The organism is Candidatus Zixiibacteriota bacterium, from assembly GCA_035380245.1.
GTDB lineage: Bacteria > Zixibacteria > MSB-5A5 > GN15 > FEB-12 > DAOSXA01.
On the sequence record DAOSXA010000003.1, the window covers coordinates 579,801 to 601,992 of the forward strand.

A 22,192-nucleotide genomic window follows, 5' to 3' on the forward strand; every position below is an offset into this window, starting at 1 on the left:
AGGTGATGGAGTTGAAATCGCATTCTTATATTATCATCGTTGCCTTGACCGTATGTCTTGGTCTTGGTGGATCGGTTGCCGCTCAAATGCGGCTCCCGATTGATCCGGGACTGAAATCAGGTCCGTCAATGCTGAGTGTCAGCCCGGCATATTGTCTGGCCGCACACCGGGTAGGCAAAATCGAACTGGCCGTGGCCAACAACGGAACCTTCGGTGTCGAATACCATCACGGTTCCAAAGTTGATTGCTTCACCGGGCAGGAGATAGCAGCTTCCTGCCAGTATCCCAAGAACTCCAATGTTGTCTATTTATTCGGCGGAGCGTTCTGGATTGGCGCCGTGGTAGGCCGGGATACCCTCGTATCGGTCGGCGCCGATGGTTGGCAACTCGCTTACGAGATGTATCCCGACGAGGCACCGTTCGGCGAGATGATATATCGCTCCATCAAAGATCCGGAGTCGCCTCGCTATGTCGATGCCGTTTCCGAAGAAGATTATATCGCCGTATATACCGATACCCTGACCGATGGTGTTCCCGCGGATTTTTTCGGTCGTCCCCATCAACCGCTCTATGTTGAAGTAACGCAGTCCTCTTATGCCTGGAGTTACTCTTACGCTGAGGATTTTGTTCTGTTCGATTATAAGATCAGGAACATCGGCGTAGAGCGATTGCGGGAAGTCTATATGGGAGTTTATGTCGATTGCATGGTGTGTTATGACTGCATGGGAACCAGCAGCGGTTACACCGACGACCATAGTGGTTTTCTGCATACCTATCCAGCCAAGCGGGGCACCTGTGAGTATCTTGATACGGTCTCGATTGCCTGGATTGCCGACAACGACGGTGATCTCACGCGTGTTTTCGACGACGGCAGCATGCATCCCTGTCCCAATGTAACCGCTACCCGTATCGTACGCACACCGGCCGAGTCGCTCGATGTCAGTTTCAATTGGTGGATAGGTAACGGCAACGCCGCGCTCGATTTCGGCCCGCGTGAGAGGGCGGGAGTAGGGCGACGTAAAGATGCCTGGCGTGATTTCCGGACGGGCGGACTAGGCACTCCTGAAGGGGACGGCAACAAATACTATCAACTCAGCAATCGTGAGTTCGACTACAACCAGGTTTTTACGGCTTCGATTCAGCCGAACGATACCTTATGGATGTACCCCGATCAGGATCAGGCGGCTGATTTCGCGGACGGTTACGATGCCCGCTATTTGCTTTCGTTCGGACCGTTCGAGATCGAACCGGGGCAGACTCTGCCGATTTCTTTCGCTTACGTCGCCGGAGAGAATCTTCACACTATACCCGACAATGCCGAACGTTTCCTGCCGCAAGCCCCCGAGAGCTATTTAGCCAATCTGGATTTCAGTGATCTGGCTACAAACGCTCAGTGGGCTTCCTGGATTTACGACAATCCGGGGGTCGATAGCGATGGTGACGGAGACAGCGGCAGTCTCCGCATTTGTTGCGACAGCTCCTTAGGAGAAGGGCCGGTCTGTGATACCTTCTGGTATGAAGGAGACGGAATCCCTGATTTCCGCGGAGCCGCGCCGCCGCCTGCGCCTAAGTTCTGGGTGGAACGCCCCGAGGCAGGCGTGTTGCGGGTTCGATTCAACGGTTTCAATTCAGAGACCACGCGCGATGTTTTCTCAGGGGAGATGGATTTCGAAGGATATCGCATCTACATGGCGCGTGACGTGCGGGCGACGTCGTACTCGGTTGTGGCTTCCTATGATCGTGAGGATTACAATAAGTTCGTTTACGTTGCCTCTGAAAATGCTTATCAGCTCCTCGAACACCCCTTCACCATCGATGAACTCCGTTGTTTGTATGGGGAGTCCTGTTACGACAGCACGTTTGACCCGTTGTCCTATCGTATTTCTCGTCCATACGTGCACCCTAATTTCCCGGAGTCACTTTTCTATTTCACGCCGCAGGATTACAATGTCTCGGAACCGGGAATAACAACGGATATTGTGAAGGTCTATGCTAAGATCGATGAGCCCACCGTAGACAATCCGGCTCAAGCAGACTCCAATGAGTTGACCGATGACGGCTACTTTAAATACTATGAGTACGAATTCTATATCCGTGATTACCTGCCGACTGTCCCGTATCTGATCAATGTTACAGCTTTCGATTATGGCTCACCCGAGTCGGGATTGGCATCGCTGGAGACTTCGGTGACGGACGGCGCTGTTTCGGTTATGCCCTATGCTTCTTACGATTCGGTAGTATCACAGGGACTTGAAGTGTACGTTTATCCCAACCCGTACCGGTCCGATGGAGACTATCGCAGCCGTGGCTTCGAGGGTCGAGTCGCAACCGATCGCCCTTCCGATCGCACACGCGAAATCCACTTCGCAAATTTACCTCCCCGCTGTACGATCAGAATTTTCTCGCTGGACGGCGATCTGGTTCGTCAGATAGACCATGATGTTTCTGTCGGAGAGGGACACGATACTCACGCTGTGTGGAACCTGATTACCCGTAACACGCAGTTGGCCGTCTCCGGTCTTTACTATTGGACTGTGGAGGCGGAGAACGGGGAGACTCAGATCGGCAAGCTCGTGCTGATTATGTGAGCCGTGACTACGGTCTTTACTTCATCGCAGATTTGAGGGGCATCCAATCGGTTTTGTTTTATCTTCATTTCGGTTCAATCAAAAAAAAGGCCGTCCCCGGGGATCGGCCTTTGCTTTCTACGATGTTTTTACATTCAAGCGACGGGTACGTTATTGACGGCATCAGTGACTTTTAGACGAAAAGGCTCATTCATCGATTCGTAAGCATCGGGTCCATCTTCGTCGACTTGAAACCGATTGATCATTTCCATGAAGATCGCTGAGTTGGTTTTCAACAGATCGGCAATATGGGTCAGGCTGGCCAGAGCTGTTTCGATCTCACTGGTCGTATCGGCTGTTCCTGATACCGTCCGAGCGATTCCATCAGCACCACTGGATGTCTCCGCTACGAAACGGGCGACTTCTATTGTACCGTTGGACAACTCCTTAACGCTGGTCGATACCGATTCAGCGCTAACGGCAGAACTAGCGATGGCTTCGGATATCTCTTTCACGGCCTCCGATTGCTGATCGATTGCCATGGCTACTTCCGCCGATATTGATCTGATGTCATTGGTAACTTCCAGGATAGCCGCGATGGCGCTTACCACATGAGCAGTGTCCTGTTGCATCGTACTGACTTGTTCGGTAATCTCAGCGGTGGCCTTGGCTGTCTGTTTGGCCAGTTCTTTAACCTCATTTGCAACAACCGCAAAACCGCGACCGGCTTCACCGGCCGAGGCCGCTTCGATGGCAGCATTAAGAGCCAGGAGGTTGGTCTGGTCGGCTATGTCAGTGATTGAACTGACGATTTGTCCCACTTTCATGGCATTGGCCGCCAATGCGTCCATTTTATCTTTGGCCGCTCGGGCAGTGGTATCCGCCGATTCGGCGATCAAAGCGGTTTGTTCCGAGCCACTGGTAACGCCGCTGAAGTTTTCATGCATTTGAATGATTGCCGATGAAACGCTGCCGACTGAATGAGACATTTCTTCAGCAGCATCAGACATAGTCTTGATGTTCGTTGACATCTCTTCGACCGCTGCCGCCACCGTACTCATGTTGTTGCTTATTTGTTCTGAGCTTTGTGCAGACAATAAAATGTCATTACTGACTTTATGAGACCCCTTCATGATTTCGGCTGCAGCGTCATCGATCTTGGTTGAAATCTCGACCAGGCTCCGCGTATCATGTTTGATGGCACGGATGACACGGCTCGTCGTTTCCAGAGCCTGCTGAAAACCATGAGCAAGTATGTCATTCTTGCTGCGCGGGATGACCTTGATTGTCAGGTCATTATTCGATATTCTATCCGCCAATTCCGAGAGATGTTGATAATAAGCGATTACTCGGCGGAACGATTCGGCCAAATCGCCGATTTCGTCGTTTGATTTGATATCAATATCTCGGTTAATATCACCGACCGCGATGCGTTGGGCTGCTTCGGCCATTTGTTTTAACGGATCGGCGACTCTTCGTCCCACGAACCAGGTAAGCCCTATCAGTCCGGCGACAACCAGGAAGGCCAGAATCGTATCGTATACCATCCGTGCCGTCACCACATTCGTAAAACTCTCCTTGGAAAAGGCCAGGGCTACCGTACCCAGACGTTCATGGGACGGACTGAAAATAGGCGCCCATACCTCATAAGAACCGTCAAGGTTATACCCGGTTAGAACTGGTCGTGAGGGAGGGAGCGACACCGGTGATTCTCTTGTGTTCATGGCCGCCATAAGATCGTTGTCTCGGTTGTAAACCCACATGTTTGAGATCATCTGGCCTTTTTCATCGTCGGTAGCTTGTGCCACCATGTCTACGATAGCCCGGCTGCCATTGTCAGGTTCAGATGATAATGCCGAAGCAAGTTGTTGGGCCAGTAACTCCGCCATGAAATGGGATTCAGTTGTCATCATCTGAGTCCCCAGATACAGTCCCTGCCAGGGACCATAGATAGTTACAAGCAGAGTAATCACGACTCCGGGTGTCAGCACCAACGCCAGGAGTTTTGTCTTGATAGAAATTCTTGTCATTTCACCGCCCCAGTTTTCGTTCAGGCGCCACGACCATGTGCGATCACGGCTCCTCTGAACTAAATTTCGGACGAATCAGACTATTTCTTTAGAGGTCAGCCTTGTCGGGAAAGAGGAGAAACTCTCTTATGAAGAGGTTTGTAAGAAAACCTCTTCGCCGTCTGAGCGAGTCCCTATATCGGGGGAGACGAACTTTAACCTGAAGCGGCAGATAGACATATCTACGATTACAAAATGTCCGTACTGCCGTTGATCAGGGTGTCCGTTTATGGTACGCTTAAGGGGGATATCTTAGTCGAAATCAACCAGGCGGTCTTTTTCCCATTCATCCCCAATAATTCCGGAGGCAATAGCGTCGGCTTCGCGAACTCGGCGGGCGTCGACAAAAAACGACCAGCCCCCGCCTATCGGGGCATAAGAACTCGGGCCAAGTTGACCGGTGACACCAAAATGGCCGGTTCCTGATCTCATTACAACCGGTATGCCGGCACTCTCGATAGCTTCCTTGACCATTTCGGCTGTTGAGGCTGAGTTTATACGAGCCAACTGGACCCATTCAATGTCCTCATCCTCTTCGTCTTGTGCCGGGAGTGCATCAACCAGCTTGACGCAACAATCGGGACACTCGGTTATGCCCGGTTCATATTCATACCCACATTTTGGACAAAACGGCATAATTGCCTCCATGAGTATTAAATTTCTTTCGAAAATCTAACTGTATGTACTCATTTATCCAAGTTTAATTCACCTCAGGATAACTATTCACGATTAAAAACAGGCGGGGGGCTGTCTGCAATTAGTCCATACCCCGATAAGGACTGCCGGGTAATCAGACATTTCCAGGTGATCTTTGGCCTGATATTTTCGCTTGAGCCGGTGAGTATTATAGCATACTTTCACCGGGATTGAACTTATGAGTCCAACCGGCATTTAATAGTCAATAACGAATATACGGAACGAACGGATACGAATATGAGGAGTAAATCATGAACCGAATCGCTTTATCCTGCTTAACCCTGGTAATTGCGGCTTTTTTACTGGCGCCCATGGTGTCGGCGGAGAAGATCAAAATCGAGAAGCTCGATGATCTGCCGCGCCACACCTACACCGTTTCAGAGAAAGCCGCCGATCTGATCGTCGATGATACGGCTCTTATGACGCTGGCCCACGCGCTCAAGACCGACCTCGAAGATGACCTTTTGAAATACGACATTTCGGACAAGACCACTCTTAAGGGATACTATGGCATTTTAGCCTCCATTGCCATGCTTGACAAAGACTACGACAAAGCTGCGGAGTTCTACAACAAGTCCCGTGAGCTAGAGGATAAAGAATCGACGCGGCTGACGGCCGGATTACTAAGTCAGTCTTATATCGTTGCCGCCAGATCTGGAAGCGATGGTTTTAACACCGCTTTGGCACAGGAATACACGCGCCGAGTCAATGAGCTGCCGTATGATGTCGTTCAAGCGGATATCGAATCATCCAAGGCTCAGGCCGAGATGATAAGTAAGAACTTCATTGTTGGACTGATCGACAGTCGCCTCCAGCCGATTCTCGACAAGAGTGGCGGTGAGTTAAGCAAAGATCTGGCCGCCCAACTGGTTCGGTTCGGTTACACGCTGCGCTATTATCTGCCGTATCAGGAAATGGTTAAAACTGTCCTGACGGCCTATTTGGATTCACACAAAACGGAGAAAGCCGACATCTGGGCTGACCGTGATGTAATTCTTACCGAGGGTGAAGGAAAAAGTCCGGTTATAATCTGTATCTGGGATTCGGGCACCGACACGACCGTTTATGCCGATCAACTCTGGACCAACACGGCAGAGATTCCGGATAACGGTATCGATGACGACAACAATGGATTCATCGACGACGTCCACGGCATCGCCTATACGCTGTACTCTGATAAGACAACCGATCTGCTCTATCCGATTGGCGACGTGGAGAGTGAGCGGCCTCGTTTGCAGCGTCTTATGAAGGGCGTGTTCGATATGCAGTATAATATCGACAGCGATGAATCACGCGAGATTAAGGAAACTCTCTCGACCCTCAAGCCCGAAGAGGTTCAACCGTTTATTGAGGATATCAGTAAGTACGGCAATTTATGCCATGGCACCCACGTAGCCGGAATCGCTCTTGCCGGGAATCCTTATGCCCGCCTGCTGACTTCGCGTCTGACCTTTGATTATCGCATGATCGGTGATGTCCCGACTGTCAAGCAGGCTCGTAAAGACTCTGTGGCGACGGTAGAAACGATCCAATATTACAAGGACAACGGTGTCCGCGTGGTCAATATGAGCTGGGGTGGTGATCTGGCGGGTATCGAGAGTGCGCTGGAGGAACACAACGCCGGTGGAACGCCCGAAGAACGCAAGGCCCTTGCTCGGGAGATTTTTGAGATCGGCAAAGGTGCTCTGTACGAATCGATTAAAGACGCGCCGGAAATTCTGTTCATTACTTCAGCCGGCAACGAAAACAACGATGTTAAGTTCGATGAGTCCTTACCCAGCGGCCTCGATTTGCCTAACATCCTGTCGGTCGGAGCGGTCGATCAGGCCGGTGATGAGACCAGTTTCACCAGTTTTGGCAAAGTCGATGTCTACGCCAACGGCTTCGAAGTCCCCAGTTTCGTTCCTGGTGGCGACCAGCTGAGTTTGAGCGGTACTTCACAGGCTTCACCGCAGGTAACCGGTCTGGCTGCAAAGTTGCTGGCCGTACGTTCCGATCTGACTGTGGCTCAACTCCGTAAGTTGATTCTTGACGGCGCTGATCACGAGCAAGCCGGTGATCGTGAAGTTGTTCTCATGAATCCGAAGAAGTCGTTCGAGCTTCTCCAGCAGATGTAGTCATTGGTCGCTACGAGCGAAGCGAAGCAATTTTTACATTCAAGTTTCAGCAAGGCAGGTCTCCCCGAGACCTGCCTTTGTTTAATCCGTCTTCGGCGATTTTCCAGTCGGTTTCCGTCTCTCTGTATCTACCAAGGATTGCCAAATCCCCCGGAATCTGACAAGGAAGGGAAGGCTCGGTACGTTTGCTCGTTTATCGCTTGTCCTTGATCACCTTGTCGATTTCCTCACGCATGATCATGCGCGCATCGCCGTCGATGGGATAAGCCTCAATCTCTTCGATAATGAGACTGTCGCCTATGGGCGTATCTCCCATAGTGCCGTCGTCAATGAGACTATCGGGATCGTTAACATACCCTACCAGCCAGTCCACTTTGTCTCCGAAGGCTCCAAACCAACGGATTGATCCGCTCGGGTAAACCATGTAAGTAGAGGTGTCAACCTGCCAGTCCTGAAATGTTTCAGGAAGACTGAGATGTTGCAGCTTGACCAGAGTGTCGGCTCTCACACTCAAGCGAAGAATATCTCCGGATCTGCTGCCGTTGTTTGCCTTGACAATGATAACTTCCGGCACTCCGTCGCCGTCGAAATCGTGAAGGTTCGCTTCTGTGGTAGTTTCGTAACTTGAAAAATCACTCCAGATGATCTCACCGGACTGGTCGGGATAGCTCTTCATCAGGACCACACCGTTGGTGGAAAGGCCGGGGAGGAGACAGTCGCACTTGCTCATTTCGTACAGGATGTATTGAACAGGATTGTCGAGCGTCTCGGTGTCATAAAGAATAGTACGGCACTCATCGTCGGTTTGTGCCTGTAAAACCGTATACATAGCGATGATTATTATCCCGCATATAAGGATAGTCTTAACGGTCAGAGCGATCGGGCTGACCCCGGAGTTAATTGCCATCATAGTCTTCTCCTATGGATATATCTAAACGAATCAATCTTGATACAGGATAGAGGTCTCAACGGTTCCGGTCAACCAGAACGTGTGTGAGAACGGGTTCGGGGTGGATGAATCCGGGGAAACAACTTCACTTCACATGATGTTTGTGGGAGGCTGATGTCCCTGCCGTCAATCCGACACCATGTTCATGCAATGGCCGGGATTGAAGGAATCCCGGCCGAGACATTTTATTAAGTCAGATTGCCTTTGATCTGACAGTATGGGGCAGAGTCTTCCGGAGATCTGCCTGGAACCTTATTCACACGACGGAAACGGTTCGCCGTGCAGAAACATGAAATCGACCATGCGTACCAGGTCACTTATGTTCACTGCTCCATCGACGTTCACATCCGCCTCATCGAAACAGGGCGGAGGTGTTCCATCCTCAAATATATACTGAATCAGCCGAATCAGGTCGACGATATCCACTGAGCCATCGGCGCTGTGGTCGACATTGCCTCGGTTCCGACAGCAGGATGAGGATGTTATGGTTATGCCGGTCGGCAACGACGTGATGCCGTCGTAAGCAGCATAGGCCTCTACGAGGGTGCCCTCACCGGTATAGAAGAAAAGGGAGTCATGGCTAAGAACATCCGGATTGTCCCGATAGATGTCCATAAGCACACGGGTGTGGGTTCCATCGAAAGGACGGGATTCGTCGTTCTGCCCCCGGGGTTCCAAGTCTCCTTCGAAAACCAGCAACACTGCTCTTACTGAATCGGGGTAGTTCATCCGAACTACCTTATTGTCGACATCCTGTTCGAACTGGACGGTATCGCCTGAGATTGAATTCTTAAGGGGAGGAGCATCTCCGAATATAACACGCCAGAGATAAACGTAATCATCGAGGGTGAAGAGGAGGTCGTCATTGTTGCAGTCGGTTGCGGCCAACTGGTCTTCGAGATCGATATTGAAGACATCTGATCCGAAGACCAGAGCGTTGGCGAATAAGATCGCATCGGCAATTTCATAGGCGAGAAGGTTGAGGTTTACATCTCCTATCAGAACCGGCATTGGGGCGATAACGGTCGCTGTTCCCCCGCAGAAGTCGACCCTGCGAATAATAGACGAATCTGTAATGCAACTGCTCGGCGCTCCGCAGAAAGTGGGCATGTCTACATCATCCGTAATATCCAGACCGTATTCGTTGCGTACCGTCTGTGAGATGGAAAGCGTATCACCCGCGGCGTTACTGATGATATTGTTGCCGCAGTCGAACCATACGAAACGCACCGCGCCGCCGACATCGTACATAGCCGGATCGTCCGTGAAGCGGAAAACAATTTTCGCCAGTGAACCGCTCGCATCGGCCAGGCAGGAGGGTGTTCCCGGAACACTCGCCACGTCGGCCACGGCAACGATATGAAGAACGCTGTCCGTGCAAGGTTCTCCACCGCAATTTGCTTCTCCGCCCAGTCTCCATTCAAAATACTCCCAACCGCAATCGGTCAGGATGGAGCCGGGGAGGACATCCAGAATCTCGACCATCACCTCCGTGTTATACTGGAGCATTAAATCGAACCCACCCATCTCCAGCCAGGTGTGATAGTTATCAAGAGAGATATACATCGTTTCAGTCGAGCCTAGCTCTACGGTCCAGGCACAGGAAACACCTATCTGTACCGGAGGGTAATAATTGCCTGTCTCGGCTGTCACGAGAGCAATCCCGTTGCCGTCGACATACGTGGCATTCATCCACATAGAAGAATCCAACTCGACCAGGCCGACGTCGAAAGTCTCTGTAATAGGATGATTATTATCAGCGACGTAGAAGTAATCTCGATCTACGTGCATCACAAAGTCCCCCGTACCGATTCCCAGGAGATTGGTCTGAAGAACCGATGTTGTCACGAAGGGGACGCCGGCTCCAACCACATTGTCCACCGCACGCGGGTAGCTGTTGGTGTACATTACCAGATCATAGCCGCTGAAATCCTCGGTTTCGAGCGCCGTCTGGCTGCCTACTTCCAGGTTGACGGAATCGATCCCAAACACATCCACCAGATAATTATAGGCGGCGAGTCCATCCTCGTCGCGCTGGTCCGGGTCCAGCGTACCGTTGTAGGTCGCCAGAAATATCCGGGCCTCGGACGGCGCGGTGTAATCCATCGCCCAGGCGACCGTTCTACCGAACAGCTCCCAGCCCGGTTCGGTCATCTGGCTAAGACGGTACATGCCGAAACAGACGTTGTGGCTGGTGGGGTCGATAATGACCATCGCCGGAATACTGTTGGATACATTGACTTCTACCTGAGTCATCAACTGTTCGTATTCGGCGCGCTCTGACGCGGTGTAACCGTCGTCCGGTTCAAGTGCGGCAGGGCTTGCGGTCGCGATACCGGCGACTGCAGTTACGAGAGTTAGAACAAAGCCGGTCAGAATACGACCAAGGCTAAGGGCGGTGCGAAAACGCATACATACCTCCGATTGATAGTGTCCTCCGCGGAGGACGATAACGGCACTATCTTATGTGAGCGTTAGCAAGCAGGTATTATAAGAAGCTCGTTAGTTTGGAGTCGATTAGTAACTACTGAGCACACAACACCCATAGGATACACCCTCTCCGCAAATCTGTCAATGCATTTCCTATTACCTGAGAGTGTGTGCTATTATGCCGGTAATCGAATGAAGACCCATAAAAAAGCACCCCCGGCAGGATTCGAACCTGCTACCCTCTGCTTAGAAGGCAGATGCTCTATCCGAATGAGCTACGGGGGCGTATTCGATGGGGCAGAGAAAGCAGTCGGAGCTGCATCTCCGCCATTATTCGGAACACAAGATAGGAGCTGGAGTTCGCGGTATCAAGACTAAAATGGCGGCTCCCGGCCTCCGCGAACCAACCTCATGATCCCGCCTTGAGATGCTAAAATCTCAATCTGAGACCCAGGATCGGCGTCGTTTGCCCGCAACCCTGACGGAGGTTAAGGGCTATTCCAAGGCTCGACTTTCTTCTTTCGCTGTTGTAGACGGCCACTGCCTCTTTTAGATAATGGGCCGATATTCCAATGAAGACCAGAGACACTGTGACGAGTGATCCCCCGACAATGACCAATGTTGTATACGGAGATTGCCATTCATCGTTAACGGTCCATACCCCCAGCGTTACCCCGATCAAGCCGCTACCCGCATAGCCCACGACCTCTGCAATGTTCGAATAGGTTCTGAACTTGACCATCTGCGCCACGGCCTTCTTGCTGCCGCGCATGTGAAGCCGAAGCTCGTCACCGTTTGAGTCCACGTCAACGTAAGTGTGCCCGTCCAAGGCGTATTCGTATCCCGTGAATATGTTCCCTCTGAGGCTTATTCCCCCCGACGCGGAGGTGGCTGTGCCTATCAGAAGGAAAACGATAATAGATACGCGCAAGCTTGACATGGTTCCTCCCTTGAGGTGTCAGATACGATTGCGGTTTTCAGACAAAGGCCGGGACGCCCTCGGTCCCGGCCAAAGTATACCCAAATGTCGCCGTTAGCGCAATCGCTCAGGCGCCCTTCTTTTCGATCTTCGCCCAGGTATCGCGCAGGCCGACCGTACGGTTGAAGATCGGTTTCCCCGGTTTCGAGTCGCCGCAGTCGACGCTGAAATAACCGTGGCGCAGGAACTGGAACTGATCCCCCGGGACTGCCTCCGCTAAGCTTGGCTCAACTTTACAGTCGGTCAGCACCTCCAGCGAATCAGGATTCATCCAGGAACGCAGTTCGTCATCATCCTTTGCCGAACCGGGCATCTCGTTGGTGAACAGGTTGTCGTACAGACGTACCTCGGCCGTGTAAGCATGTTCGGCCGACACCCATTGCAGTGTTCCCTTAATCCGGCGACCGTCCGGCGTCGAGCCGCCGCGGCTTTCCGGGTCGTAAGTGCAACGCAGCTCAATCACCTCACCGTTATCGTCTTTAATCACCTCGTTACAGGTAATGTAATAAGCATGCTTAAGGCGAACCTCCGAGCCGGGGGAGAGGCGGAAGTATTTCTTCGGAGGATCTTCCAGGAAATCAGTCCGCTCGATGTATATCTCCCGCGAAAACGGGATCATCCGCGTACCGGCCGATTCATCCTCGGGATTGTTGATCGCCTCGAACTGTTCGACCTGTCCTTCAGGATAGTTGGTGATCACGACCTTGAGCGGATGCAACACCGCCATCACTCGTTTGGCAGTCAGATTGAGTTCTTCGCGAAGGCCGAAATCCATCAGCGCCATGTCGGCTACCGAGCCGCGCTTACGGGCTACACCGACCTTGTCGGCGAACACCCGAATCGAACGCGGGGTATAGCCGCGTCGCCGCAAACCGGCCAGGGTGGGCATACGCGGATCATCCCAGCCGCGAACGAAGCCCTGCTCCACCAGCCAGCCCAGCCGCCGCTTGCTCATGAGGGTGTAGGTTACCTCGAGACGAGCAAATTCAATCTGCTGGGGGTGGAAAATACCGAGTTGATCGAGAAACCAGTCGTACAGCGGGCGGTGATCGTCGAACTCCAGCGAGCAGAGGGAGTGAGTGATCCCTTCAAGCGAGTCGGAGATGCAATGGGTGTAGTCGTACATCGGGTAGATGCACCATTTGTCACCGGTTCGATGATGCTCGGTGTGTTTGATGCGATATATCACCGGGTCGCGCATGTTCATGTTACCCGAAGCCATGTCGATTTTGGCCCGCAGAGTGTGGGAACCATCGGGAAACTCACCCGCCTTCATCCGCTCGAACAAATCCAGATTTTCGTCGATCGACCGGTTACGATAAGGGCTTTCCTTGCCCGGTTCGGTCAAAGTCCCCCGATGTTCGCGTATTTCATCGGCGGTCAGGTCGCAGACGAATGCTTTACCGTCCTTGATCAACTGCACCGCGAAATCGTAGAGCTTGTCGAAATAGTCGGAGGCGAAATAGAGGCGATCCTCCCAGTCGAAGCCGAGCCAGCGGATATCCTCCATGATGCCGTCAACGAATTCCTGTTCCTCTTTGGCCGGATTGGTGTCGTCGAAGCGCAGATTGCACAGCCCATGATAATCGCGGGCGACGCCGAAATTCAGACAGATCGACTTGGCGTGACCGATGTGCAAATGGCCGTTCGGTTCCGGAGGGAAACGGGTGTGCACGCGACCTTTGTGTTTGCCGGTTTTGTTGTCTTCATCGATAATGTCTCGGATGAAGTTGCTCGTGGGAGCGCCGTCGGACAGCGGTGAGCCGTCGTTGGTTGGGATAGTATCGGGATTGTTCATCACGAACTCCTTATGCCCAGCAGGTTCAGGGCCTGCCTTGGCGTTAGGGTTATGTTCGAGCCCTTTGGGGGCGGTTTCAGAAGCGACCAATGTAGCCAATTATCGGCGGATTCAAAGAAAAATATGAGCGCCGGGCCCGGGACGGCAGACGGAGTCTCTTCTCGTTCCGTCGCTCTGCGGCGGGACGGCGGCCCCGCAGGGGACGAATGCGATCAGTGCAAGGAGGCAGGTCTCGGGGAGACCTTCACTACATAGTCCCGTAGGGCGGGATCCCCGCGATCCCGCCCTTTGCGCCGCGAAGGTCTTGCGGCAGGTCCGAAGACGGACCTGAACTATGGAGTACGCTGGATGAGGTCCCAACCAAGGGGGGAGCACCAAAAAAGATGAAGATTGATACCCGCTTTCGAGGGAAAGACGTTCTTCGGGGTGTGCTGTTGCAGGGGCAGACGAGACGTCTGCCGCCCACATAAGTTTTCCCTCGAGTGCAAGTTCTCGCCGTCCGCGCGGGTTCGAAGATGGATATGCGCTGTGAAGTGTCGCGTAGCAATGCAAGGTTCTCAACGCGCGGGATCACGGGGATCCCTCGCTACGGATACTGATCAGATATCCCATGCTACGGAAGCTTATCCACCCGGTTTGAACCGAATGACCGCTGAGGGTAAATCAGTAGCACGTCATCAAAAGCAACACAGAAGTTGCACAAAATCACAAATCGCTCCTCTGGTTGTATCGTGTTAACTTGAGGAGTTTTATATGAATACTACGGGATTAAAGCCCCCTTGTGGATTGAGCGAGATTATCAGGGTTTTCGGTGATATTGCCGCTTCGTTGACTGAAACCGGTGAGCCGAGCCGTGACTGGTGTCGTGGGCACCTCACCCGCATTGACCTGCCGTTTGCCGTTCCGCTGGCCTGGGATAAATCGCTTCGGGCGACCCGAATTCACTGCCATAGCAAACTGGCGCCGATTTTATCACAGTTATTTAACGATTTGGTAGAGGGTGAGTTGGGGCCGCTCATTGAAAGCTACGGTGGATGTTATTGCTTCCGTCACAAACGCAGCGGTGCGGAGCTTTCGACTCATGCCTGGGGGATCGCTCTTGACCTGAATGTAGCAACGAACCACCTCGGCACTAAAGGGGATATGCCCGTTGATCTCGTGAGTCTTTTTGAGCAGTACGGCTTCGAGTGGGGTGGCCGCTGGATCGGTAGACGTCGTGACCCGATGCATTTTCAATTTTGTCGAGGCTATTGATTGAATGGAAATATCAGAGGTATAAGAGCGGGCATAGAAAAATCGGGGTGAGAGGATTTGAACCTCCGACTCCTTGCTCCCAAAGCAAGTGCGCTACCAGGCTGCGCCACACCCCGAATTCAGCCTTTCAACATAGCCTTAACATCGGCAGGTGTCAAGGCCGATTAACTGTCAACAGTATCCGCTTTCCTTCTGACCGAGAATGTCTTACATTCCGGGCCATGACTCGTACCGACCTCATGGGATACACCAGCGCTGAGCTGGAGAAACTGATGACCGAGCTGGGAGAGAAACCGTTCCACGGGCGGCAACTCTTCAAATGGCTATATAAGATCACTCAGCCTGATTTCGAGACGCTTACGGATCTATCCAAGCAAGTCCGTACCAAATTGATAGAGCAGTTCACTTACACAATCCCCGAACCGGAAAAAGACCTGCTTTCCGAGGACGGCACCCGTAAGTTTCTGTTTCGTCTTACGGATGGCTTTGCGATCGAATCGGTGCTTATTCCCGATCCCGAATCGGGACGAGTTACGGTTTGTGTTTCTTCGCAGGCCGGTTGTGCGCTCAATTGTGCTTTTTGCGCCACGGCTCAACTTGGGTTTGCTCGGAACCTGACCGTGGGGGAGATAATCGGCCAGCTTGTTTATCTGCGTCACCGTTTTGGTCCCGGAGCTTTTACCAATGTCGTTTTTATGGGCATGGGGGAGCCGATGCTCAATCTGGACCGTGTGCTGGCAGCCGTTGGTATAATGACCGACGGCGCCGGATTCAGCCATGCCGCTAAAAAAGTAACCGTTTCGACAGCCGGTATCGTACCGGGGATCGAGCATCTGGCGGCGATCCGAAGTAAAGTTCGACTGGCTGTTTCACTGAATGCTCCGACTCAGGAAAAACGGGTACAAATAATGCCCATTACTAAAAAATACCCGCTGCCGGTTCTAATGAATGCATTGAAGAAATACACACAGAGCACCGGAACCAGAGTCACCTTCGAATACGCTCTGTTCAGCGGCTTCAACGATACTTCGGATGATGTTCAGTCGCTCGCTCACCTCGTGCGTGGAATCCCTTGCAAAATAAACTTATTGGCCTATAATCCGGTTGACGGATTGCCGTTCCGGCGTCCGTCGGACAGTCACGTAGAATGGTTCGCTCATCAGTTATATCCGCGCGTTCCGGCGGTTACGGTGAGGAAGAGCCGAGGTGTCGATATAAATGCCGCCTGCGGACAGTTAGCCGGCGAGAATCCTTCGAGGAGGAACTAGATAATGCAACGTATGCTCGGCGTTGTTCTGGTCCTTACACTGTGTCTGATCGGAGTGGTTGCGGCTCAGACAACAGAGGACCTTACCGTCACCGGTGTGGACCTGGACAATCCCATATGGGGATCACAGACATTCGTGGTGCACATGACCAACAACACGGTCGATTTCAAATTCACCACCATCGTAGCCAATGTTGACTTCATCGACAATAAATTCAAAACCAACCGGAGGATAAGGACCAGTTTCGTTATGCCGCCGGAATCGAAAATGGTTTTACAGCCGTTGTTGATTATCCCCGGAGACTACGGTAAGGCACGTATCGAAGTACGCTATTACGACGTTGTCGACACGGTCGATGAAATTTTCGAATATCAGCATTTCGACACCGACACGTTGTACGCCGAGTTCGCTCCCACCGAAGAAGTCGAACCTTATCTTGATAAAGATCTGACATTGCCGCCTCGAGTGGCGGAGCATCCATATTTCGATCAGACCGTGGCGCGTCTGATTTTATTGATGCTTTCGGAAGGCAAAGCTGTCTCTGACATCGCACGTATTACCGGCGCCAGCGAGAAGTTTATTCTCGATCAACTGAGGCTCATGGTCAAGAATGAATATGTCACTCAGGACGATGCCGGGTATCATACCACATTCACGGTTATCGGCAACGAAGAGGCGCGTGAGGCAGCGGTTCTGGCCCAGGAGCTGGCCGATTCGCTCACCGCTATAATTGGTAATAATCTTCCCGTCTTTCGCGATAAGCTAGCCGACATGGTGGCCAACAAAAAGATTGGTTCCGATCCCAACCTCTTCATGGATCCGGGCTCAGTGCTTTACCATGAATATCCGGTTGTTGGCGGCCTGGCTCTCTGGACGAAGCTGGGACGATCCTTTATAACCCGTTCGGCTCCGCTGCTGATTTACGATGGGACCGATTTGTGCAACGCTCGCATCCCCAACTACATGTATCTGACTCACGGCGGCTCCGATCTTAACGGCGACCAGTTTTACGGTCAGTTCATATCGCTGAGACAATATGCCATTTATTTCGGCGACGGCCCGGTCCCTATTATCTGCAGTGATGATTTCCTGCGTCGGGCGGAGATGGGCTTGTCGGCTAAGTGGACATTGCCGGACACTTTCAACTTCGTAAGTTTCACGATTGACACTACCCTGGTGGAACCGGCTCTCGAAATACTTACCTCGGGTACGGATTCCTTGCTTTGGCACACTTATATTAAGCTTCGTGATGTCGCGACAAAATACGGTCACCCGCGTCTCGATTATGCCGAGCGCTATTGGTTCTGGAACCTGGTTGCCACCCGTACGCTGAAACAACTTGCGGCGGAGGGAATAGTGACAAGAGAGGGGCTTGGCCAGTATCGTTTCAATTCCATTTGAGGTGACTAGTTGTGAAGCGTTCTATTGTTGTCCTGTTGTTGTTTATCGGAGTTGTATTGGCCTGGCTCGGTTGTGATAATAGACCGCCCAGCCGCAATCAGATTCCCATTCTGAAACAGTGTTTGTTGGAATTACAGGTGGCAGTCAAGGATAAGAATCGAGCCGGGATAGACTCGTTGCTTTCGGTGAAAATTCTCGATTACGATGAGAATTCCGATTCTTTGCTAAGCCTGGTCTATGGCCCCGATCGTGATTTCGCTTTCGAGCAGTTTGCTCTGGGAGAGATCAAATACGGGCACGATGCAGCTCAAATCGATTGCTTCGTTATGGATACGACGCACCGACGTGACCGCCCTCTGCGTATGACTTATCGCAAGGACAAAGACCTCTGGCTTCTCGGCCGGTTCGTGTTGCCTGATTCCTCGGATATCCCGGAACAACCCTGATAACGGCTTCCCCGAATTAAAAAAGGCGCTCTCAAGAGAGCGCCTTTTCTACTAATAATTCATGTCGTATTTATTCTTCGTTGGTGACCTCAGCCTTGGCAACGTCTTTGCGGCCTTCGGTGATCAACTCAGTATACTCGCCGGGATGTTCAAGAAGTTCGATCGCTTTTAGCACCGCCGGATCGGTTTTCAACACCAGGCCTTCATACATCCCTTTCTGACCGCCGATTGACGACAGTATCTCACGCTTGATCGCTCGTTTGATGTAGTCGTTGGATTTCTTGAAATCCTCATCTTTCTGAGCCTCGATCAAACTGGACAGGGAATCCAGAGTGGGTTGGAACAAGTCCAGTTTTTCCTCGTCGTTGATCGTTTCCGTCAGATCTTCCAGGGCTACTTGCATGGAGGTTTTGTAATCGAAATCACGTTCTTGGGTAAACTTTTTGAACGCCGCCACCATCTCGTCGGTCACTTCGAAATTGATATCGGACATGGGATGATCGGCAAGCCATTTAACGGCGAAGTCGAAGAACATCGACTGCCGCTCCAGATTGATCTCGATCGGGGTCAAATAATCAGCTTCGACCTCGATATCCGGCACGATACCGCCGCCGCCGTAAACTATCCGACCGCCGTTGGTGTAGTATACTTCTTTCTTTCTGGTTTCGAGCGAGTCAGATCCCGCCTCCAGGTCCGCTTCTGCCTGACTGCCGTGTTTGGCTTGTCGCTCCGGTTTCTGGATGCACCGTCCGGACGGCACATAATAACGAGCGGTGGTGAGTTTCAAATGTTTTGAGCCATCCGGGGTAATAGGGAAGAGCCGCTGCACGAGACCCTTGCCGTAGGTAGTGCGTCCCATGACAACGCCGCGATCCCAGTCCTGTATCGCTCCCGAGACGATCTCCGAAGCCGACGCCGTTCCTTCGTTCACTAATATGACCAGCGGTTTGTCCGGGAAAATGGGCGGACGTTCGGAATAAAGATGCGTTTCACTCGAAGGATCCTTACCGCGTGTCGAGACGATTTCGCTGTATTGTTTCAGGAACAACTCCGCCGTTTCTTTGGCCTGATCGAGCAGACCGCCGCCGTTGGAACGAAGGTCCAGAATCAAGGCCGAAACACTGTCGTTGTTGAGTTCGGTGATAGCCTCGCGCAACTCGTGTGAGGTTTCTTCGGCGAACCGGTTGAGACGAACATAACCGATATCCGTTCCCTGGATGACGCCGGAGTAGTTGACCGATTTCAATTCGATCACGGCCCGCTCGACATCGAACTCCATGACATCCGCGATGCCGGCCCGTTTAATCATCAGTTTGACCGAAGTGCCGGCCGGGCCGCGCATCAGGTCGGCCCCTTCGGAAGTGGTCAGTCCTTCGGTATCAACCGTATCTATTTTCATGATAATGTCACCGGCCCGGAGCCCCTTGCGGTAGGCCGGGGTGCCCTCGATCGGAGAAATGATGACGATTCGGTCGTCGCGCGAGTCGATCTGCATGCCGAGGCCTTCATACTTGCCCCGGGTTTGTTCCATCAGTGATTCATACTCGTCTTCTTCCATGAGGACCGAATAACGATCGAGATTCTCCAGCATACCACGGATTCCGGCATTGATGATATCATCCGAGTTGACATCCTCCATATACCGGGAACGAATCTCGTAAGCGGTATTGGTCAGAGAGCGGATATCACGGAGAAAAGTATCTCTGCTGTTCTCATCGGTATCCATCGTCTTGGGAGGAATTTCCACGTCTATATGAGTGGTGTCGGCCCAGATCTGATTGTCGCGGTTGGCTGCTTCACCGGAGCCGAAGTGCCAGATCATTGCCAGCGCAAAAATAGTAATTCCAAAAAGCTGTACCGTATAGCGAATCATCTAATCCTCCAAAGGGTGCGTGCACTTAACTGACTGCAAGGTAACCAAAAGCATAATTCTGTCAAGTTTGGACGCTTTCGGGTCGCATCAGTATCTATTTGCAGATTATACGTTTACAACACTCCGTTCGTTTCGGATGTCCGGCCGCCAAAGCTGTAATACTATCTAAGGCAGTGTACGCCTTATAGCTAGCTGTGCGATTCGGCAACCGAAAATCATCTTTTTATTCAATCAAAACCGAACCCCGGGCGGTCAGGGCTCGTAAGCTATTTTATACTATCGGCTTGAGTTGTTATACAAGATATTCATGCGTCTCAAGTTGTTCACTCAATGAACAGGGCCATGTTGTATATGTCCAATCGACGCTTTGGTTCGAGGTTTATTCCGTACTTATTGCACCTGTTGCTGCCCGGTCTGGGACATGTCCTGGCGAAGGAATATGTCTTTGGTCTGTTCGTTTTTCTGGTAACACTGCTGGCGGTGGTGTTGTTCTTCGTCAGTTTTCTGGTGGCGATGCCGCCGTTGGCGGAATTCGTCCTGCTCGGTTTGCCGGTTATTTTCTATGTGTTCACCTTTTTCGATCTGGCTCGAGCTATCCGCAAGCGCTGTTTCACGCCGATCTGGTCCCGACGTGCCGTGATATTTCTCATCATTGGTTTAGCGTACCAGGTTCTGGCGCCGTCGGGGGCGGTTAATTTTCTCATAAGAAACCACCCCGATATTTTCATCCTGGCCGATACCCGTTTCGCCCCGAGGTATGCCGAGGGGGAAATTATGATTACCAATCCGCTGGCCTATAAAGTCCGTCTTGCCTTCGTGGATAAACCGTTCCTGACGAAATTGCCGGATCGGTATGACCTCATTCGGGTGACCGATTCACGAGGCCAATCGCGCAGCGGTCTGGTGCTTGGTTTCCCCGGAGAAAGTGTCGAGGTGATCGACGGTGTCGTAATCGCCAACGGTGAGCCGGTTCTGGAACCGACGACGGCGTTGGGGACTGAACTGCGCGGGGATTGTCCGTTGACGTACGTGGATGAATTTTCTATTTTGCTGGCCAATGTCAGATTGGGGACAGTGGTCGATGTCACCGTAGTCCCGCTGGCCAATATCGACGGAGAAGTGAGCGCGCTGTTTTGAACCGTATTGAGAATGTTGTCTTTGATCTGGATGGTACCCTCATCGATTCCAGCGAAGGAGTAGTAGCGGCGGTTAATTACTCATTGGAGCAGATGGGAGAACCACACCAATCGCCGGAACTGATCAAGGCTTACATCGGCTATCCGTTATCAGCTATGTATCCGAATTTCACCGACAAGCCGCTCGATGAGCTCTATCGGCATTTCCAGGTAAAAGCAGCCGAAACGGTCATCTCGTCGACAGTTGCTTTGCCGGGAGTGGAAAAGGCGATTCGTTTGCTGTACGAACAGGGTTACCGGCTGGCTATCGCTACCACCAAAGTCAAACGACATCTCGACGGTATTTTGAGTTTATTGAACTGGCAGGATTTTTTCGTGGTCGGTGTCGGCGGCGATGAGGTGGATCGGGTCAAACCGGATCCTGAGGCTTTTCAACTGACTTTGACACGTATGAAGGCCGATCCTCGGACTACGCTGGTGGTCGGCGATACGGAAAACGACGTGCTGGCCGCTAAAGCGGTTCCGTTGCCGGTGGCGGCGATAAGGTCGCCTTACGGTGACGATATCCGTTTGCGTGCGACCGATCCGGACTACTTTCTCGATCATATCTCCGAGTTACCGGATCTGATAGCGCGTCTGAACGGAGGTGATCGATGAAACTCTGGACACGTAGCTTCGACTCGCATTTCGGCCGGATTCAACTTGCGTCCGATGACGAGGCGCTGATTGCGGTTGCTCTACCGGGTCAAACGGACCATCAATTCCACGAGCAATTGGTAAAACGATCGAGCGCCACGGATTTCGCCGTCGATGGACCGGTCAACCTTGAAGCGGAGCGACAACTGCGTGCTTATTTCGAAGGTCGCCTGCAGCGATTCGACCTGCCCCTGAAACTTTCCGGAGGAGCGTTTTGTCGTCGAGCGCTCGCTGTCGTGTCGCGTATCGAATACGGTCATACCCGCACCTATGGGGAAATTGCCGCCGAGCTCGGTAAACCCGGTGGAGCGCGAGCGGTTGGTCAGGCCAATGCCGGTAATCCTTTGCCGTTGGTGATCCCCTGTCATCGTGTCGTCGGGGCCGACGGTCTGGGGGGCTATGGGGGAGGTCTTGATATGAAACGAAGACTATTGCAGTTGGAGGGAGTGTCACCTGATGTCCGCCGGCAGGGAACCCTTTTATGAATGAAACTAACGAGTCCGTGAAAGCGCC

General features: G+C 52.2%; 16 protein-coding genes and 2 tRNA genes. 9 read left to right on the plus strand and 9 right to left on the minus strand.

Annotated elements, in window-relative coordinates; translation table 11 throughout:
* Positions 1 to 11 precede the first annotated feature (11 nt).
* A complete protein-coding gene (locus PLF13_12740) occupies positions 12 to 2,588 on the plus strand; it encodes a hypothetical protein (protein ID HOP08148.1) in 2,577 nt (858 codons plus the stop codon).
* Between the two features lie 134 nt (positions 2,589 to 2,722).
* Here PLF13_12740 and PLF13_12745 read toward each other — a convergent pair whose 3' ends face one another.
* Together PLF13_12745 and PLF13_12750 are read right to left on the minus strand one after the other, a co-directional pair.
* Positions 2,723 to 4,597 carry a methyl-accepting chemotaxis protein gene (locus PLF13_12745; protein HOP08149.1) on the minus strand — a complete coding sequence of 625 codons (1,875 nt, stop codon included), beginning with the start codon at positions 4,595 to 4,597 and terminating at the stop codon, positions 2,723 to 2,725.
* A gap of 291 nt (positions 4,598 to 4,888) precedes the next feature.
* Positions 4,889 to 5,272 (minus strand): hypothetical protein, encoded by a 384-nt coding sequence (locus PLF13_12750; GenBank protein ID HOP08150.1) that lies wholly within the window; start codon positions 5,270 to 5,272, stop codon positions 4,889 to 4,891.
* A 311-nt stretch (positions 5,273 to 5,583) separates the two neighbouring features.
* Here PLF13_12750 and PLF13_12755 point away from each other — a divergent pair, with 311 nt between their 5' ends.
* The gene (locus PLF13_12755) at positions 5,584 to 7,449 is read left to right on the plus strand and encodes a S8 family serine peptidase (GenBank protein ID HOP08151.1); all 1,866 of its coding nucleotides are present in this window, start codon (positions 5,584 to 5,586) and stop codon (positions 7,447 to 7,449) included.
* Positions 7,450 to 7,642: 193 nt separating this feature from the next.
* Here the strand turns inward: PLF13_12755 and PLF13_12760 are convergent, their stop codons facing one another.
* The 5 genes from PLF13_12760 to PLF13_12780 all read right to left on the minus strand — a co-directional run bounded on the left by PLF13_12760 (position 7,643) and on the right by PLF13_12780 (position 13,605).
* Positions 7,643 to 8,359, minus strand: a complete 717-nt coding sequence (locus PLF13_12760) for a hypothetical protein (protein HOP08152.1) — start codon at positions 8,357 to 8,359, stop codon at positions 7,643 to 7,645.
* Positions 8,360 to 8,650: 291 nt separating this feature from the next.
* Positions 8,651 to 10,810, minus strand: a complete 2,160-nt coding sequence (locus PLF13_12765) for a dockerin type I domain-containing protein (protein ID HOP08153.1) — start codon at positions 10,808 to 10,810, stop codon at positions 8,651 to 8,653.
* A 229-nt stretch (positions 10,811 to 11,039) separates the two neighbouring features.
* Positions 11,040 to 11,113, minus strand: a tRNA-Arg gene (locus tag PLF13_12770).
* 145 nt (positions 11,114 to 11,258) lie between these two features.
* On the minus strand, positions 11,259 to 11,768 hold the full coding sequence (locus tag PLF13_12775; GenBank protein ID HOP08154.1) for a hypothetical protein: 510 nt from the start codon (positions 11,766 to 11,768) through the stop codon (positions 11,259 to 11,261).
* A 106-nt stretch (positions 11,769 to 11,874) separates the two neighbouring features.
* The gene (locus PLF13_12780) at positions 11,875 to 13,605 is read right to left on the minus strand and encodes a glutamine--tRNA ligase/YqeY domain fusion protein (GenBank protein ID HOP08155.1); all 1,731 of its coding nucleotides are present in this window, start codon (positions 13,603 to 13,605) and stop codon (positions 11,875 to 11,877) included.
* Between the two features lie 753 nt (positions 13,606 to 14,358).
* Between PLF13_12780 and PLF13_12785 the strand changes: the two genes are divergently transcribed.
* Positions 14,359 to 14,859, plus strand: coding sequence for a M15 family metallopeptidase (locus tag PLF13_12785; protein HOP08156.1), 501 nt, complete (start codon positions 14,359 to 14,361; stop codon positions 14,857 to 14,859).
* 42 nt (positions 14,860 to 14,901) lie between these two features.
* Here the strand turns inward: PLF13_12785 and PLF13_12790 are convergent.
* Positions 14,902 to 14,975, minus strand: a tRNA-Pro gene (locus PLF13_12790).
* Between the two features lie 105 nt (positions 14,976 to 15,080).
* Here PLF13_12790 and rlmN point away from each other — a divergent pair.
* From rlmN to PLF13_12805, 3 genes are read left to right on the plus strand one after another with little or no spacing between them, the layout of a single operon-like run.
* Positions 15,081 to 16,127: a 23S rRNA (adenine(2503)-C(2))-methyltransferase RlmN gene (gene rlmN, locus PLF13_12795; GenBank protein ID HOP08157.1), complete on the plus strand. Its 1,047-nt coding sequence runs from the start codon at positions 15,081 to 15,083 to the stop codon at positions 16,125 to 16,127.
* 3 nt (positions 16,128 to 16,130) lie between these two features.
* Positions 16,131 to 17,528, plus strand: coding sequence for a hypothetical protein (locus PLF13_12800; GenBank protein ID HOP08158.1), 1,398 nt, complete (start codon positions 16,131 to 16,133; stop codon positions 17,526 to 17,528).
* Between the two features lie 11 nt (positions 17,529 to 17,539).
* Positions 17,540 to 17,974: a hypothetical protein gene (locus PLF13_12805; GenBank protein HOP08159.1), complete on the plus strand. Its 435-nt coding sequence runs from the start codon at positions 17,540 to 17,542 to the stop codon at positions 17,972 to 17,974.
* A 70-nt stretch (positions 17,975 to 18,044) separates the two neighbouring features.
* Here the strand turns inward: PLF13_12805 and PLF13_12810 are convergent, their stop codons facing one another.
* Positions 18,045 to 19,847: a S41 family peptidase gene (locus tag PLF13_12810; GenBank protein HOP08160.1), complete on the minus strand. Its 1,803-nt coding sequence runs from the start codon at positions 19,845 to 19,847 to the stop codon at positions 18,045 to 18,047.
* A 330-nt stretch (positions 19,848 to 20,177) separates the two neighbouring features.
* Between PLF13_12810 and PLF13_12815 the strand changes: the two genes are divergently transcribed.
* The 3 genes from PLF13_12815 to PLF13_12825 are packed head-to-tail and all read left to right on the plus strand — an operon-like array spanning position 20,178 to position 22,164.
* A complete protein-coding gene (locus PLF13_12815; protein HOP08161.1) occupies positions 20,178 to 20,984 on the plus strand; it encodes a hypothetical protein in 807 nt (268 codons plus the stop codon).
* On the plus strand, positions 20,981 to 21,640 hold the full coding sequence (locus tag PLF13_12820; protein ID HOP08162.1) for an HAD family hydrolase: 660 nt from the start codon (positions 20,981 to 20,983) through the stop codon (positions 21,638 to 21,640). The genes PLF13_12815 and PLF13_12820 overlap by 4 nt, the downstream gene beginning before the upstream one ends.
* Positions 21,637 to 22,164, plus strand: coding sequence for a methylated-DNA--[protein]-cysteine S-methyltransferase (locus PLF13_12825; GenBank protein HOP08163.1), 528 nt, complete (start codon positions 21,637 to 21,639; stop codon positions 22,162 to 22,164). Before PLF13_12820 ends, PLF13_12825 begins: the two co-directional genes overlap by 4 nt.
* Positions 22,165 to 22,192: the final 28 nt, after the last annotated feature.